Source organism: Leisingera sp. ABM4_103 (assembly GCF_056158685.1).
Genome location: NZ_JBSWTU010000005.1, coordinates 743,684 through 758,639, shown reverse-complemented (window position 1 = coordinate 758,639; position 14,956 = coordinate 743,684). Strand labels below are relative to the sequence as shown.

The 14,956-nt window shown below is 64.3% G+C and carries 12 protein-coding genes; 4 read left to right on the top strand and 8 right to left on the bottom strand.

Annotation, left to right across the window (positions count from 1 at the left end; all coding sequences use genetic code 11):
- Positions 1 to 96 precede the first annotated feature (96 nt).
- On the top strand, positions 97 to 2,112 hold the full coding sequence (locus ACXAED_RS05235) for a M3 family metallopeptidase (RefSeq protein ID WP_475047405.1): 2,016 nt from the start codon (positions 97 to 99) through the stop codon (positions 2,110 to 2,112).
- Between the two features lie 83 nt (positions 2,113 to 2,195).
- Here the strand turns inward: ACXAED_RS05235 and ACXAED_RS05230 are convergent, their stop codons facing one another.
- From ACXAED_RS05230 to ACXAED_RS05200, 7 genes are all read right to left on the bottom strand, one after another.
- A complete protein-coding gene (locus ACXAED_RS05230; RefSeq protein WP_475047403.1) occupies positions 2,196 to 3,128 on the bottom strand; it encodes a 2-hydroxyacid dehydrogenase in 933 nt (310 codons plus the stop codon).
- 17 nt (positions 3,129 to 3,145) lie between these two features.
- A complete protein-coding gene (rodA, locus tag ACXAED_RS05225; RefSeq protein WP_475047401.1) occupies positions 3,146 to 4,297 on the bottom strand; it encodes a rod shape-determining protein RodA in 1,152 nt (383 codons plus the stop codon).
- Positions 4,294 to 6,240: a penicillin-binding protein 2 gene (gene mrdA, locus ACXAED_RS05220; RefSeq protein WP_475047399.1), complete on the bottom strand. Its 1,947-nt coding sequence runs from the start codon at positions 6,238 to 6,240 to the stop codon at positions 4,294 to 4,296. The genes rodA and mrdA overlap by 4 nt, the downstream gene beginning before the upstream one ends.
- Positions 6,237 to 6,776, bottom strand: a complete 540-nt coding sequence (locus ACXAED_RS05215) for a rod shape-determining protein MreD (RefSeq protein WP_475047397.1) — start codon at positions 6,774 to 6,776, stop codon at positions 6,237 to 6,239. The genes mrdA and ACXAED_RS05215 overlap by 4 nt, the downstream gene beginning before the upstream one ends.
- Complete coding sequence (gene mreC / locus ACXAED_RS05210; RefSeq protein WP_475047396.1) at positions 6,769 to 7,710, bottom strand: rod shape-determining protein MreC; 942 nt, start codon at positions 7,708 to 7,710, stop codon at positions 6,769 to 6,771. The genes ACXAED_RS05215 and mreC overlap by 8 nt, the downstream gene beginning before the upstream one ends.
- Before the next feature lie 62 nt (positions 7,711 to 7,772).
- Positions 7,773 to 8,819 (bottom strand): rod shape-determining protein, encoded by a 1,047-nt coding sequence (locus ACXAED_RS05205; protein ID WP_008554722.1) that lies wholly within the window; start codon positions 8,817 to 8,819, stop codon positions 7,773 to 7,775.
- A 265-nt stretch (positions 8,820 to 9,084) separates the two neighbouring features.
- The gene (locus tag ACXAED_RS05200; RefSeq protein ID WP_475047394.1) at positions 9,085 to 9,861 is read right to left on the bottom strand and encodes a lysozyme family protein; all 777 of its coding nucleotides are present in this window, start codon (positions 9,859 to 9,861) and stop codon (positions 9,085 to 9,087) included.
- A gap of 132 nt (positions 9,862 to 9,993) precedes the next feature.
- Here ACXAED_RS05200 and ACXAED_RS05195 point away from each other — a divergent pair, with 132 nt between their 5' ends.
- On the top strand, positions 9,994 to 10,788 hold the full coding sequence (locus ACXAED_RS05195) for a 23S rRNA (adenine(2030)-N(6))-methyltransferase RlmJ (RefSeq protein WP_475047393.1): 795 nt from the start codon (positions 9,994 to 9,996) through the stop codon (positions 10,786 to 10,788).
- A gap of 76 nt (positions 10,789 to 10,864) precedes the next feature.
- Here the strand turns inward: ACXAED_RS05195 and ACXAED_RS05190 are convergent, their stop codons facing one another.
- Complete coding sequence (locus ACXAED_RS05190; protein ID WP_475047391.1) at positions 10,865 to 12,451, bottom strand: 2-isopropylmalate synthase; 1,587 nt, start codon at positions 12,449 to 12,451, stop codon at positions 10,865 to 10,867.
- A gap of 487 nt (positions 12,452 to 12,938) precedes the next feature.
- On the opposite strand from ACXAED_RS05190, the gene ACXAED_RS05185 reads away from it, so the two are divergent.
- Together ACXAED_RS05185 and ACXAED_RS05180 are read left to right on the top strand one after the other, a co-directional pair.
- Positions 12,939 to 13,373: a universal stress protein gene (locus ACXAED_RS05185; protein WP_475047389.1), complete on the top strand. Its 435-nt coding sequence runs from the start codon at positions 12,939 to 12,941 to the stop codon at positions 13,371 to 13,373.
- Between the two features lie 21 nt (positions 13,374 to 13,394).
- Positions 13,395 to 14,939 carry an alanine/glycine:cation symporter family protein gene (locus ACXAED_RS05180; RefSeq protein ID WP_475047387.1) on the top strand — a complete coding sequence of 515 codons (1,545 nt, stop codon included), beginning with the start codon at positions 13,395 to 13,397 and terminating at the stop codon, positions 14,937 to 14,939.
- Positions 14,940 to 14,956: the final 17 nt, after the last annotated feature.

The following is a 14,956-nucleotide window of genomic DNA, read 5'->3' as shown; positions in this document are numbered from 1 at the left end:
AGCGCTGGAATGTCCAGGCAGGCCAACGCGCGTTTCTCAGCCTGATTGCAGCCCCCTGGCTTTCCCGCTAGCGTCGCCAGCAAAGGAGATCAGCACATGTCCAACCCGCTTTTGTCCCGCTGGGACACGCCGTTTGAAATCGCGCCGTTCCACAGCATTTCCGATGACGATTTCGCCCCCGCGCTGGACCAGGCGCTGACGGCGCACAAGGCGCAGATAGACGCCATCGCAAACAACAGCGCGCCGCCAGGCTTTGCCAATGTGATCGAGGCGCTGGAAACCCCATGCCGCGAGCTGGAACAGGTGCTGGGCGTGTTTTTCACCGTGGCCGGCGCCGACAGCAACCCCAAGCGGCAGGAACTGCAGCGGGAGTTTTCGCCGAAACTTGCCGCGCATTTCTCGGCAATCACCGCCAACAAGGCGCTTTATGCGCGGGTCAAGGCAGTGTGGGACCAGCGCGACGAGCTGGATCTGACAGAAGAACAGCAGCGCGTCCTGATGCTGACTCATCGCGGCTTTGTCCGTGGCGGTGCGGCGCTGGAGGGCGCGGCCGACACGCGGATGCAGGAGATCAAGGGGCGGCTGGCAACCTTGGGGACCGAGTTCACTCAGAACCTGCTGGCGGATGAACGCGACTGGTTCATGGAGCTGTCCGAGAACGATCTGGAAGGCCTGCCGGAGTTTGTCGTAAAGGCCGCGCGCGCAGCGGGGGAGGACAAGGGCGCGGGCGGCCCGGTTGTGACCCTGTCGCGCTCGCTGATCACACCGTTTCTGCAGTTCTCCCCGCGACGCGACCTGCGAGAGAAAGCGTTCAACGCCTGGGCCGCCCGCGGCGCCAATGGCGGTGAGACCGACAACCGTGCGATTGCGGCTGAGATCCTGCAATTGCGCGAGGAGCGGGCGCAGCTTCTGGGTTATGAAAACTTTGCCGCATACAAGCTGGAAACCGAAATGGCCATGACGCCGGAAGCGGTACGCGGGCTGCTGATGGAGGTCTGGGAGGCGGCCAAGGCGCAGGCGGAAACGGATGCGGACGTGCTGACCGGGATGATGCAGGCCGATGGCATCAACGGCGATCTGGAGCCTTGGGACTGGCGCTACTACGCCGAGAAACGCCGCAAGGCCGAACACGATCTGGATGATGCGGAGCTGAAACCCTATCTGCAGCTGGACCGGATGATTGAGGCGTCTTTTGCCTGCGCAAACCGGCTGTTCGGGCTGGAGTTCACCCCCTTGGACGTGCCGCTCTACCACCCCGATTGCCGCGCCTGGGAGGTGACCCGGGACGGCCGGCATGTGGCGGTTTTCATCGGCGACTACTTCGCCCGCAGCTCGAAACGTTCCGGCGCCTGGTGCTCGGCGATGCGGCAGCAGGCCAAGTTCCCCGAGGTGCAGGCGCCGGTGGTGATCAACGTCTGCAACTTTGCCAAGGGCGACCCTGCGCTGTTGTCCTGGGATGATGCCCGCACCCTGTTCCATGAATTCGGCCACGCGCTGCACCAGATGCTGTCGGATGTGACCTATGAGAGCATCTCCGGCACGTCGGTGGCGCGCGATTTTGTCGAACTGCCCAGCCAGTTGTATGAACATTGGCTGGAGGTGCCGGAGGTGCTGCAGGAGTTTGCCACCCACGCGGAAACCGGCGCGCCGATGCCGCAGGAGATGCTGGAGAAAGTGCTGGGCGCGGCCAATTTCGACATGGGCTTCCAGACCGTGGAGTATGTGGCCTCTGCGCTGGTGGATCTGGCCTTCCATGACGGCCCGGCACCTTCCGACCCGATGGCCAAGCAGGCCGAGGTGCTGGCGGAAATCGGTATGCCGCACGCGATCATCATGCGCCACGCCACGCCGCATTTTGCGCATGTGTTTTCCGGCGACGGCTACTCCTCGGGCTACTACAGCTACATGTGGTCGGAGGTGATGGACGCCGATGCCTTTGCTGCCTTTGAGGAGGCAGGCGGCGCATTTGATGCCGGGCGTGCTAAGGCGCTGGAGGAGCATATCCTCTCCACCGGCGGCTCCGCGGATCCGGCGGATCTGTATGTAGCCTTCCGCGGGCGGCTGCCCGGTGTTGATGCGCTGCTGAAAGGCCGCGGGCTGGCTGCGGAGTAAGTAAAGCGCCCTGACGGGCGCTGCCTCCGGCTTGAGTATTTGGGGAAAGATGAAAGAGCGGGCGCGAGTCCGCTCTTTTGCGTTCAGTAGCCGAGGCTGCGGTCGACGAGGTGCAAGAGCGGCTCGCCCGCCTCGCCGCGGCGGATGTTTTCGGCAATGACTTCGGCCGCGGTGCTTTCACGGGTCTCCGAGGCGATATGCGGGGTCACCGTTACATTGGGATGCGCCCAATAGGGGTGTTCCGGCGGCAGCGGCTCGATGCGGAAGACATCCAGTGTCGCATGGCCCACCTGGCCGCTGCCGAGCGCGGCCAGCAGCGCGCCGTCGTCAATCAGCGGCCCGCGGCCGGGGTTTATGATCTTTGCCCCTTTGGGCAGCAGGGCCAGGGTCTCTGCATTCAGCGTGTTTTCGGTCGCCGGGGTGTCGGGCAGCAGCAGGATAACGATTTCCGCGAGCTTAAGCGCCGCCTTCAACCCCTCGGGCCCGGCGTGGCAGGTGATGCCTTCGATCTCCTTCGGGGTGCGGCTCCAGCCGGAGACATCAAACCCCAGCGCCGCCAGCGCCCTGGCCGATGCGGTACCCAGCGCGCCGAGGCCCAGCACCGTGACGTGCCGGTTCTTGGCCAACGGCGGGATATGCCGGTGCCAGCGCCCGTTCAGCCCTTGGATATGCATGTCCATGCCCAGGTGATAGCGCAGCGTGTGGCCAACCACCCATTCGGTCATGCCCTGTTCCAGCCCGCTGTCCACCATCCGGGTGAGCGGAACCGCGGCAGGAACAACAGGCACAATTTTCTCAACGCCGGCCCACATGCTCAGCACGGCCTTCAGCCGGGTGAACGGGGTAAAATCACTGACCGGACCGCTGGGTGCGTAAACGATGTAGTCCACCTCTTCCGGCGCAAAATCATTGCGCAGGTCTGCCTCAACGCCAAGCCGGGCCAGCTCCGCTTCCAGCAGCGGCTCATAGGTTGGCCAGCTATCGGCGCGGCCTGCAAACAGGACATTGGCGGTCATGAGAACTCCCTGAATTTCTAGCGTGAGGCTTGCCTTGGACGGTGGATATGGGCGCTTTGCACGATGCCGAAGGCGCCCAAGAGCACCAGCATCGCCGAGCCGCCATAAGACACCATCGGCAGCGGCACGCCAACGACCGGCGCCAGCCCCATCACCATCGACATATTCACAGCAAAGAACAGGAAGAAGGTGATGGCGATGCCCATGATCACTAGAGAGGAGAACCGGTCCTTGGTCGCAATCGCCGCGGCGATGCAGAACAGGATGATCAGCATGTAGATGAACAGGAGGGTCACGCCGCCGATAAAGCCGAATTCCTCCGCCAGGGTGGTGAAAATGAAGTCGGTGTGTTTCTCCGGCAGGAAGTTCAGCCGCGATTGGGTGCCTTGCATGAAGCCGCGTCCCGACCAGCCGCCGGAGCCGAGCGCGATCTTGGACTGGGTGATGTGATAGCCTGCGCCCAAGGGGTCCTGCGAGGGATCCAGGAAGGTGTCGATACGGCGGAACTGATAGTCCTTCAAGAGCTGCCACTCGGTGCCGCGGCTTTGGAACACGGCGCTGACCAGTCCCACAGCGGCTGCAATTACCGCGGCGAAATAGGCCCAATGCACGCCCGCGAGGAACATCACCCCGCCGCCTGCCGCCATTAAGAGGATCGAGGTGCCAAGGTCCGGCTGTTTCAGCACCAGAGCCGTGGGCAGCAGGATCAGGGCCACCGGCAGCAGCACCCACAGGGGCCTGGAAGTTTTCTCGGGCGGCAGCCAGTCGTAATAAGCCGCCAGCAGCATCACCAGGGCGATCTTGGTGACTTCCGAGGGTTGCAGCCGCATAAACCCAATGTCGATCCAGCGCTGCGCGCCCATGCCGACGGTGCCGAACAGCTCCACCGCGACCAGCAACGCCAGCGACCCCAGGTAAGCCACCACCGAGACATTGCGCCAGAACCAGATCGGGATCATCGCAACCACGAACATGGCGGCGAGGCCCAGGGCAAACCGCTTGACCTGCGGCTCCACCCAGGGGCTGAAGGAACCGCCCGCCACGGAGTAGAGCATCAGAAAGCCGACACAGGCGACCGTGACCAGCAGCAGCGTCAATCCCCAGTTCAGATAGAGGATCTTGCGCAGACCCGTGGGGGTCGATTTGGCGTGGTACTCAAGATAGCTCATGCCCGGCTGCTCCTGCTGCCCAGGGGCCGTTTGACACGCTCGCGTTCCAGCCGTTCCTGCTGGGCCTTGATGCGGCTGCGATCGGCCTTGGGGTAGGCCTCCAGCGGCGGGGTGCCGTCGTAAAGCGCCTGCAGCATCACGTCGCGGGCAATCGGTGCCGCCGCCTTGGAACCGCCGCCGCCGTGTTCAACCACTACGGCCACCGCGTATTTCGGGTTGTCATAGGGCGCGAAGCTCACGAACAGCGCGTGGTCGCGGCGCTCCCAGGGCAGGTCCTCGTTGCGGATCACACCTGCGGCACGCTCGGCGGCAGTGATGTTGCGCACCTGGCTGGTGCCGGTCTTGCCCGCCATCCGCATGCCTTCGCCGATGATGCGCGACCGGTAGGCGGTGCCGCGGCGGTCATTGCTGACCGAATACATGCCTTTACGCACCATCCGCAGGCTGCTTTCGCTGACCCCCAAAGGCTCGCCGGCACCGCTTGGCTGCTCCACGCCGTCCAGCGATTTCAAGAGCCGCGGGGTCACGCTGCGCCCGGTGGCAATGCGCGCCGACATCACCGCCAGCTGCAGAGGCGACGCCAGCATGTAGCCCTGGCCGATCGACGCGTTTGCAGTGTCGCCGATCAGCCAGTCCTTGCCATAGGAACTAGCCTTCCAATCCTTGGTCGGGGTGATCCCCTGTGCCACCGCGGACATCGGCAGGTCGTGCTTGATGCCCAGGCCGAATTTGTTCGCCATGGCAGAAATCTTGTCGATGCCGGTCTTGATGGCCACGTCATAGTAATAGACGTCGCAGGAACGCTTCAGCGAGGTGTTCAGGTCAACATGCCCGTGGCCTGCACGCTTCCAGCAGTGGAACCGGCGGCCCGCAACCTTGAGGTATCCGGGGCACCAGACGGTTTCCTCCGGGCCGACCACCCCTTCCTCCAGCGCTGCCAGCGCGGTGATCATCTTGAATGTCGATCCTGGCGGGTAGGTGCCCTGCACGGTCTTGTTGGACAGCGGGCGGTATTTGTCCTCGGTCAGCATCCGGTAGTCGGCCACCGAAATGCCGCGCACGAACAGGTTGGGGTCAAAGCTGGGCGAGGAGCAGATTGCGCGGATGTCCCCGTCCTCGCAGTCGATCACCACCGCGGCGGCGCTTTCCCGGCCCAGCCGCGCCTGCACATAGTTCTGCAGCATGGCGTCGATGGTCAGCTGCATGTCGGCACCGGAGATCCCCTCCCGCCGGTCCAGCTCGCGCATCACCCGGCCCGTGGCGTTGACCTCCACCCGCTTGGCACCGGCCTTGCCGCGCAGCACATCCTCGCGCTTGGCCTCGAACCCCACCTTGCCGATCTGGAAACGCGGGATCAGCAGCACCGGCTCCGGGTCTTCCATCTTGCTCAGATCATAGTCGGATACCGGCCCCACGTAGCCCACCACATGGGCGAAATCGCCCAGTTGCGGATAGACCCGCGTCAGGCCGACCTCCGGTGTGACGCCGGGCAGGGCGGGGGCGTTCACCGCCACCTTGGAGATGTCCTCCCAGCCGATCCGGTCGGCCAGGGTAATCGGCAGGAAGGGTGGCGAGCGGCGCATTTCGGTGCGGGCGCGCTCCAGATCCTCCGGATCCAGCAGCACCAGGCTGGAAAGCTTGCCGATCACCTCTTCCACGTCGCCCGCGTCCTCAGGCACCACTGTGATCCGGTAAGAGGGCGAATTCTGCGCGATGATCAGCCCGTTGCGGTCAAAGATCTGGCCGCGCGCGGGCGGCAGCAGGCGGATGTTGATCCGGTTTTCCTCGGCCAGCAGTCGGAATTCATCAGCCTGATCCACCTGCAGATAGCGCATCCGGGCCGCCAGCCCGCCGGCAAAGGCCAGCTGCAGCCCGCCCAGGAACAGCGCCCGCCGGGTCATCCTGCCGTGTGAGGCATCCACGTCCTTGGAATTGCGTTTCATCGGCGGCTCACCAGGGTTTCGGCTTCAGCAGGGGACAGTTTGCGCACACCCAGAATAGACTGGCTGGCCCAAACCGCCAGCGGGTAGGCGGCGATGGTCATAACCGCCTCGATCACCGTCAGGCCGAGCGGCGCCTGCTGTACGCCGAACAGGACCAGAACCAGCCGGTTCACGGTGGCGATCCCGGTCACCGCGACGGCCACCGCCAGCCACTCGCTGGCAAAGGTGCTCTCGCGGTGCGGGGCGGCGCGGGCCTTAAGAAAGCCGCAGCCCAGCACGGTGAGCAGCGCCAGCAGGCCCGGCGGGCGCTGAAACAGCAGATCGGCCAGCAGCATCACCAGGCCGATCGACAGCGCCGGCACAAAATCAGGCCGCCGCAGCGACCAGGCCATGGCCAGCAGAATCAGCAGGTCCGGCGGCGCCCAGAAGCGCGGCTCGGTCTCCAGCGGCAGCAGGTGAAAGAACATGATCATGAGCGCCATCGCCGGGAAAGCCGCACGCATGGTCCAGATCCGGGCAGGGGAAGTGTTAGCCATTGCCCGCCTCGGCCGTGCTGCCGGCGCTCTCGGCCCCTAGTCCCTCGGGCCGCGGTTGCGGAACCGGATCACCGGGAGGTGCCCCGACCAGCCCGCCCGGGTCCTGGATCACTTCGGTGCCATGGTGGCGCAGCACCCGCAGGAACTCCAGCCGGCTGTAATCCGCGGCCAGCCGCACCCGCATCCGGCCTGAACGGTCCTTGGCGACCTGGCCGATCAGCAGCCCGGCCGGAAACACCGCGCCATCGCCGGAGGAGATCACCCGGTCGCCGGGGCGCACCATGTCCGGGTTTTCCAGAAAACTCAGCACCGGGGCGGCGCTGTTGTCGCCGGTCACCAGTGCGGTCTGGCCCGAGGGCTGGATGGTGGCTGGCACCGCGCTGGCGGCGTCGGTCAGCAGGACCACCCGCGCAGTGTTGTGGCCGGTTCCGGAGATCCGGCCCACCAGCCCGATCCCGTCCATCGCCGCCCAGCCGTCATGCACACCGTCGCGGCTGCCCACGTTCAGCAGAACCGACTGGCGGAAGGGGGAGCCGCTGTCGGCCATCACCACCCCGGTGATATAGGTGAGCTGCGGGTCGAGCCGCACGTTGTTGAGATCCAGCAGCCGGGCGTTTTCCTGCTCCAGCTGCAGGGCTGCCTCTTTCCAGGCCCGCATCTGCCGCAGCTCGCTGCGCAGCTCGCGGTTCTGCTCGGACAAGCGCTGGTAGCTTTGGAAGTCGCGGAGCAGATTGATTGTGGCGGTGACCGGCACCATCGCCCAGTCCATGCTGGGCACCACCTTGTCGACAACCTGGGCGCGGAAGCGTTCCACCCGCGGGCTGTCGATCCGCCAGACGATGAAGATCGCGGCCAGGCACAGGCAAAGCACCGCTGTCAGCAGACGCCGCAGCGGGGTTGCGTAATCGTCGCGCTGTGACTTGTCCTTCGCCACGGTTCTCCTTCCAGCCGCCCTTCCAGCTTGTCAGCTGGCGCCGTTCCGGCGGTCAGGGTCTGTTAGCTGTCGTAGTCGATCGCGTGGGCAAGCTGTTTTTCGTATTCCAGCGCTTTGCCGGTGCCCAGGGCCACGCAGTTGAGGCTCTCGTCCGCAATCGACACGGCCAGGCCGGTCTGCTCGCGCAGGGCCAGATCGAGATCGCCCAAGAGCGCGCCGCCGCCGGTCAGCATTACGCCGCGGTCGACGATATCGGCGGCCAGATCCGGCGGTGTGGTCTCCAGCGCGGTCATCACCGCTTCGCAGATCTGCTGCACCGGTTCGGCCAGCGCCTCGGCCACCTGGGCTTGGGAAATCTCGATCTCCTTCGGGACGCCGTTCAGCAGGTCGCGGCCGCGGATCTGCATCGACTGGCCGCGGCCGTCGTCGGGCATCCGGGCAGTGCCGATGGAGGTCTTGATGCGCTCGGCGGTGGATTCCCCCACGAGGAGGTTCTGCTGGCGGCGCAGGTAGCTGATGATCGCCTCATCCATGCGGTCGCCGCCGACGCGGACAGAGCGGGCGTAAACGATGTCACCCAGCGACAGGACTGCCACCTCGGTGGTGCCGCCGCCGATGTCGACAACCATGTTGCCGGTCGGATCGGTGATCGGCATGCCTGCCCCGATGGCAGCAGCAATCGGCTCGGCAATCAGGCCGGCACGGCGGGCGCCTGCGGACAGCACCGACTGGCGGATCGCGCGCTTTTCAACCGGGGTGGCGCCATGCGGCACGCAGACAATGATCTTGGGCTTGGAGAAGGTCGAGCGCTTGTGAACCTTGCGGATGAAGTGCTTGATCATCTCCTCCGCGGTGTCGAAATCGGCAATCACGCCTTCGCGCATCGGCCGGATCGCCTCGATCGAGCCGGGGGTGCGGCCCAGCATCAGCTTGGCGTCCTCGCCCACGGCCAGCACTTTCTTGACGCCGTCCTTGACGTGGTAGGCCACCACTGAAGGCTCGGACAGGATCACACCGCGGCCTTTGACGTAGACCAGGGTGTTCGCCGTGCCGAGGTCAATGGCCATGTCCGAGGAGAACAGACCGCCCAAGTTTCCGAAAAGCGCCATATAGAAGGGATCCTGTAAGTGCTGCCATTGTACCTTGGGCGACTCCGGAGGAGCCGCCTGCTTCCACCTTATAAGCGGCACGGGAGTGCCGCGAAAGGGCGTATTATGGTGAAACAGCGCGTTTCCGCCAAGTTGCCGTGGCTGTGCGCCGGACCGGCGGGCAAAGGCAATGTCAGTCAGGCAGCAAGACCCGCCGCGCCGGGTTTCCTGCCAGCGCCGGAGTGCTGCACGCGCGCTGGGTGCCGATGCCTAGTCATCCTTCGGATCAGCTTGGGAAAATCCGTTGCATCTCCGACTTGAAATGGCCCCAGGTCAGGCTGGCGCTGTTGCCGGCATAGCCCTCGTAATACGATTTCCCGGTTGAGATGGGCAGCCCGGCCCAGATTTTGGCAAGGTTCAGCATGAAGGTCTTCCGCGGCATTTCTGACGCCAGGAAAGCGCTGTAACCCGCTTCCTCGATCAGCTGATGCGCCAGCTGGTCTTGCAGCTCGGGCGAGAAGCGGGCCTGCGGTTTGACCCCCTGGTGGCGGACCAGCCGCCGCAGGGTCGCCGGGATCATCTGATACCGCCCGATGGCATGGGGCTGGCCCGGTGTGGCATCGATCCAGGCGTTGATTTCGGCGATCGTCATCTGGGTCGGCTTCTTTGGCGGCTTGCGGGTGGCGCCATACTGCACCGCATCGTATTGCGCCTTGCCTGCCTCGGCGCTGGCGATCAGGTCCAGCAGCTGTTTGACGCTGGGCGGCGCTTTCAGGATCGGGGCAAACAGGCCGCCGCCGCTGCGGCCGCGGAACAGGCTGGCGGCGCCGGGGTTGAGCGACACCGCCCCGCGGCCCGGGTTTGCACCGGGCAGGGTGTCGGGCAAAAGGCTGGCCGCCGCCTGCGGCGCCGTGGCCCGGGCTGGCGCCGGGCCGGGCTGCGGGGCAGAGGCCTGGTGCAGGAAAAACTGATTGCCCACCAGCGAGTAGCCTTGCGCGCTGACAGCCGCCGCGGCGCACAGCAGCAGGGCCAGAATAGTCAGGAAAAGGGCAAGCGCGCTCATTCTAAAGGGCATCGGAACCTGCGTTCTGCGGCAAAAGCAATAGGGGCAGTCTGCCGCTTCGGGGTTGAGATTCCGTTTATCCGCCGCACGCCGCCCCTTCCGCCCTTTTGAAATAGCGGCTAGAGGGCGCGCATGCTCTCTTATCAGCACATCTATCACGCCGGGAACCTGGCCGACGTTCAAAAGCACGCGCTGCTGGCCTGGATGCTGGCCTACCTCACGCGCAAGGACAAGCCGCTCAGCTATATCGAGACCCACGCGGGCCGGGGCCTCTATCAGCTGGATGCGCCGGAAGCAGTCAAAACGGGCGAAGCGGAACAGGGCATCACCCGGGTTCTGGCAGATCAGGGCCTGGCGGCGGATCACCCGCTGCACCGCGCGCTGTCGGAGACCCGCAGGCAGCACGGTCAGGCGGCCTATCCCGGATCGCCGCTGATTGCGGCCTCTCTGCTGCGCCAGGGCGACTCGCTGCATTTTGCGGAGCTGCATCCGCAGGAAAACGCCGCCCTGCGCGCCGCTCTGAAACCTTGGAAAGCCAAGGTGCATCAGCAGGACGGGTTCGAGCTGGCGCTGTCGCTGGCGCCGCCTGCGCCCCGCCGGGGCCTGCTGCTCATCGACCCCAGTTACGAGATCAAGTCCGACTATGCCCGCATCCCCGGCATCATCGGCCAGCTGCACAAGAAGTGGAACGTGGGTGTTCTGGCGCTGTGGTATCCGATCCTCAGGGACGGCTCCCACAAACAGATGCTCAAAGCACTGGAGGCGCAGGACCTGCCCGGGGCGCTGCGCCACGAGGTCTCCTTTCCGCCGGTCCGTGAAGGGCACCGTATGACCGGCTCAGGAATGTTTGTGGTCAATGCGCCTTATGGCGCTGCGGAGGAGGCCGCCCGGATTTCAGCGCTGTTCAAGGCCATCTCCCCGAAATAGCCGCGCAAAGGCCGGACGGAAATGGAAAAGGGCACCCGCGCGGGTGCCCTTTGCAGTTCATAGGGGGCAGACCGGCTCAGGCCAGGTCTTTATAGGAAATCTCCTTGGTGTCGGCGCCTTCGCCAACCCGGCCGCGGCGCACGATCAGGCGGTTCAGCGCGTTCACATAGGCTTTGGCAGAAGCCACCACCGTGTCGGTGTTGGCGCTCTCGCCGGTGGCGATGTTGCCATCCTCCTCCAGCCGGACAGAGACGGTCGCCTGCGCGTCGGTGCCTTCGGTCACGGCATGCACCTGGTAAAGCTGCAGACGGGCGGTGTTCGGGTAGATCTTGCGGATTGCCTTGAAGGTGGCATCCACCGGGCCGTCGCCCTCAGCCGTTTCCGTCACATCCTTGCCGTCGATCTCCATCTCGACAGTGGACTCCGCCGGGCCGCCGGTGCCGCAGACCACTTTCATCGACACGATCTTGAGGTGATCGTTCTCCGCGTCCGTGCCGATGCGCATCAGCGCAATAAGGTCGTCGTCAAACACCTCTTTCTTGCGGTCGGCCAGCTCCTTGAAGCGGACAAAAACGTCCTTCAGCTGGTTGTCGCCCACTTCATAGCCAAGATGCTCCAGCTTGTCGCGCAGCGCCGCGCGGCCGGAATGCTTGCCAAGCGGCAGCGAGGTGCCGGAGAGGCCGATGTCCTCGGGCCGCATGATCTCGAAGTTCTCGCGGTTCTTCAGCATCCCGTCCTGGTGGATGCCGGACTCATGCGCAAAGGCGTTCTTGCCGACGATGGCCTTGTTGGGCTGCACCACGAAACCGGACACGGTCGAGACCCGGCGCGAGATATGCATGATCTTGGTGGTGTCGATGCCGGTCGACCAGGGCATGATGTCGTTGCGCGTCTTCAGCGCCATCACCACTTCTTCCAGTGCGGTGTTGCCCGCGCGCTCGCCCAGGCCGTTGATGGTGCATTCGATCTGACGCGCACCGCCCGCCACGGCAGCCAGCGCGTTGGCGGTCGCCATACCGAGGTCGTTATGGCAATGGGTGGCAAAAACCACCTCATCCGCGCCCGGCACGGTCTCGATCAGGCGCTTGATCAGGTCGGCGCTCTCCGCAGGAGCGGTGTAGCCCACGGTGTCGGGGATGTTGATGGTGGTGGCGCCGGCCTTGATAGCGATCTCGATCACCCGGCACAGGTAATCCCATTCGGTCCGGGTCGCATCCATCGGCGACCATTGCACGTTGTCCACCAGGTTGCGGGCGTGGGTGACGGTCTCATGGATCTTGTCCGCCATCTCATCCATGGTGAGGTTCGGGATGGCGCGGTGCAGTGGCGAGGTGCCGATGAAGGTGTGGATCCGCGGCTGCGCGGCCTTGCGCACCGCTTCGGCGCAGCGGTCGATGTCCTTGAAATTGGCGCGCGCCAGGCCGCAGATCATCGAATTCTTCGACCGTTCCGCAATCTCGGACACCGCAGCAAAGTCGCCTTCGGAGGCAATCGGGAAACCGGCCTCGATGATGTCCACGCCCATTTCATCCAGAAGCTCGGCAATCTCCAGCTTCTCGTCATGGGTCATGGTGGCGCCGGGGCTCTGCTCGCCGTCGCGCAGGGTGGTATCGAAAATCAATACACGGGATTTGTCGCCGGAAATCGGGGATGCGTTTGTCATTTTGGTATCTCTTGTCTCTGTCCTAGGCCCTTCCAGGGCATTCATAGCCTTCGATGGCGCGCGTGCGGCAATCCTCTGAGCGGGCGCGCCGGAAGGGCACGCTCAGAGGCGGGCTAGGATCAGTAGGGCGCGCAGAGCTGCACCGCGGGTCGCGGCGGCGGCAAAGGGGATATCTGCGCAAATGCTCATGGGACGGATTTATACAGACGTGCAGCCGAATGGGAAGGGGGATTTTGACCTGGGGGCACGCTGGCACTTTTGCTGCAGCAAAAGGCGGTAAATACCCGCCACAGGTAATTTCGCGACACTGTTGAAAAAGACGTGTAACATAATTATGGGGCGTAGCCAGTTTCAATGCGACAGTTTGTCAGTGCTGCGCCAGGCTTTGGTGCGGAAGCGCAAGCAGCTCGCATTGGCGGGTTTCCTGGCGCCTTAAGCCGGGATCCGGCGCCTTGGCCAAAAGAGGCGCCATCGATAGGAGGAAACAGTGTCGAATAAAATTGTTCTTGGGTATGACGACAGCGAGGCAGCCAAGTCAGCGCTTGCTTTTGCCGTCAGCCTTGCCAAAGCGCAAGGGGCAGAACTGGTGATTGCGCATGTGCTGGAATGGTCGCCCTATTCCTTCCTCACACCGGAGGAGATCGAGCAGCGCCACAAACGCCGGGAGGATGAGCTGAAGCGGGCCGAGGATGCGCTGCTGGCGCCGGTGCGCAAAAGCCTGGAGGGCAGCGGTGTCACCGTCACGACTGAACTGAAATACGGGCATATCGCGGAAACCCTGATTGATGTGATCAAGGAGTCCGGAGCCAGCCACCTGATCATCGGGCGCACCGGCCATTCCGCGCTGTCATCGCGGCTTTTCGGCTCTGTTGCGGGCAGCCTGGCGCAGGCCGCGCCGGTTCCGGTCACCATCGTTCCATAACAACTATTTCAGAGGACAGTCATGAGTATTTCAGTCAAGGCAGCAGCTCTGTCTGCACCGCTGCTGCTGGCCGCATCCGCGCCAGCGATGGCACAATCTGTCGACGAGCGGGTCAATGAGCTGTTTGCCAATTCGACCGGCTGGTTCGTCAACCTGATCTTCAGCCCGTTCCCCGGCACCAGCTTCCCTTGGATCGTCGCGTGGCTGGTGGTCGCGGCCACCGTGTTCACCATCTACTTCGGCCTGATCCAGTTCCGCGCCTTCCCGCACTCGATCTCGCTGGTTAAGGGCGACTATTCCGACCCTAACGACGCGGGCGAAGTCAGCCACTTCCAGGCGCTGGCAACCGCGCTGTCGGGCACCGTTGGCCTCGGCAACATCGCCGGCGTTGCGGTGGCCGTGGGCATTGGCGGCCCCGGCGCGACCTTCTGGATGATCCTGGCCGGCCTGATGGGCATGGCCTCCAAGTTCACCGAGTGCACGCTGGGCGTCAAATACCGCAATGAGTTCCCGGACGGCCACGTCTCGGGCGGCCCGATGTATTACATGACCAAGGGCTTTGCCGAACGCGGCCTGCCGATGGGCAAGTTCCTGGCGGTCTTGTTCTCGGTCTTCTGCATCCTGGGCGCCCTGGGCGGCGGCAACATGTTCCAGGCCAACCAGGCGCATGCGCAGATTTCCGGCGTTGTCGGCGAGTATCCGGGCTGGATCACCGGCGTGGTGTTTGCTGGCGTTGTTTTCGCCGTTATCGTTGGCGGCCTGAAATCCATCGCACGGGTGACCGAGAAGGTCGTTCCGTTCATGGGGGTCATGTACGTCGCAACCGCACTGGTCATCCTGGCGATGAACGCCGACCAGATCGGCTGGGCCTTCGGCCAGATCTTCGAAGGCGCCTTCACCGGTCTCGGTGTTGCCGGCGGCATGGTTGGCGCCCTGATCCAGGGCTTCAAGCGCGCGGCCTTCTCGAACGAGGCCGGCGTCGGCTCGGCAGCCATCGCCCACTCCGCCGTGCGCACCAAGGAGCCGATCACCGAAGGCTTCGTGTCGCTGCTGGAGCCGTTCATCGACACCGTGGTGATCTGCACCATGACCGCGCTGGTGATCATCATTACCGGCCAGCTGGTCGTGGATCCGAACACCGGCCTCTACCTGCTGGATGAGGGCGCAGCCACCATTCAGACCGTCGACGGCAACAAGGGCGTGGCGCTGACCTCGGCCGCCTTCTCCTCCGCCTTCGGCTGGTTCCAGTACGTGCTGGCGATCGCGGTGATCCTGTTTGCCTTCTCCACCATGATCAGCTGGTCCTACTACGGTCTCAAGGCCTGGACCTTCCTGTTCGGCGAAGGCGAGACCAAGGAACTGGTGTTCAAGGTGATCTTCTGCATCTTCGTGGTGATCGGCGCGGCCGCCAACCTCGGCCCGGTGATCGACTTCTCCGATGCGGCGATCTTCGCCATGGCGGTGGTCAACATCATCGCGCTCTACTTCCTGATGCCGATCGTCAAGCGTGAGCTGAACAGCTACATGTCGCGCCTGAAAGCGGGCGAGATCAAGAAGTACGTCTGACCGGCTCCGGCCATCTT

Coding starts and splice junctions, on each gene's coding strand:
- ACXAED_RS05235 (WP_475047405.1), top strand. CDS start 97: ATGTCCAACCCGCTTTTGTCCCGCTGGGACACGCCGTTTGAAATCGCG.
- ACXAED_RS05230 (WP_475047403.1), bottom strand. CDS start 3,128: ATGACCGCCAATGTCCTGTTTGCAGGCCGCGCCGATAGCTGGCCAACC.
- rodA (WP_475047401.1), bottom strand. CDS start 4,297: ATGAGCTATCTTGAGTACCACGCCAAATCGACCCCCACGGGTCTGCGC.
- mrdA (WP_475047399.1), bottom strand. CDS start 6,240: ATGAAACGCAATTCCAAGGACGTGGATGCCTCACACGGCAGGATGACC.
- ACXAED_RS05215 (WP_475047397.1), bottom strand. CDS start 6,776: ATGGCTAACACTTCCCCTGCCCGGATCTGGACCATGCGTGCGGCTTTC.
- ACXAED_RS05205 (WP_008554722.1), bottom strand. CDS start 8,819: ATGGCGCTTTTCGGAAACTTGGGCGGTCTGTTCTCCTCGGACATGGCC.
- ACXAED_RS05200 (WP_475047394.1), bottom strand. CDS start 9,861: ATGAGCGCGCTTGCCCTTTTCCTGACTATTCTGGCCCTGCTGCTGTGC.
- ACXAED_RS05195 (WP_475047393.1), top strand. CDS start 9,994: ATGCTCTCTTATCAGCACATCTATCACGCCGGGAACCTGGCCGACGTT.
- ACXAED_RS05190 (WP_475047391.1), bottom strand. CDS start 12,451: ATGACAAACGCATCCCCGATTTCCGGCGACAAATCCCGTGTATTGATT.
- ACXAED_RS05180 (WP_475047387.1), top strand. CDS start 13,395: ATGAGTATTTCAGTCAAGGCAGCAGCTCTGTCTGCACCGCTGCTGCTG.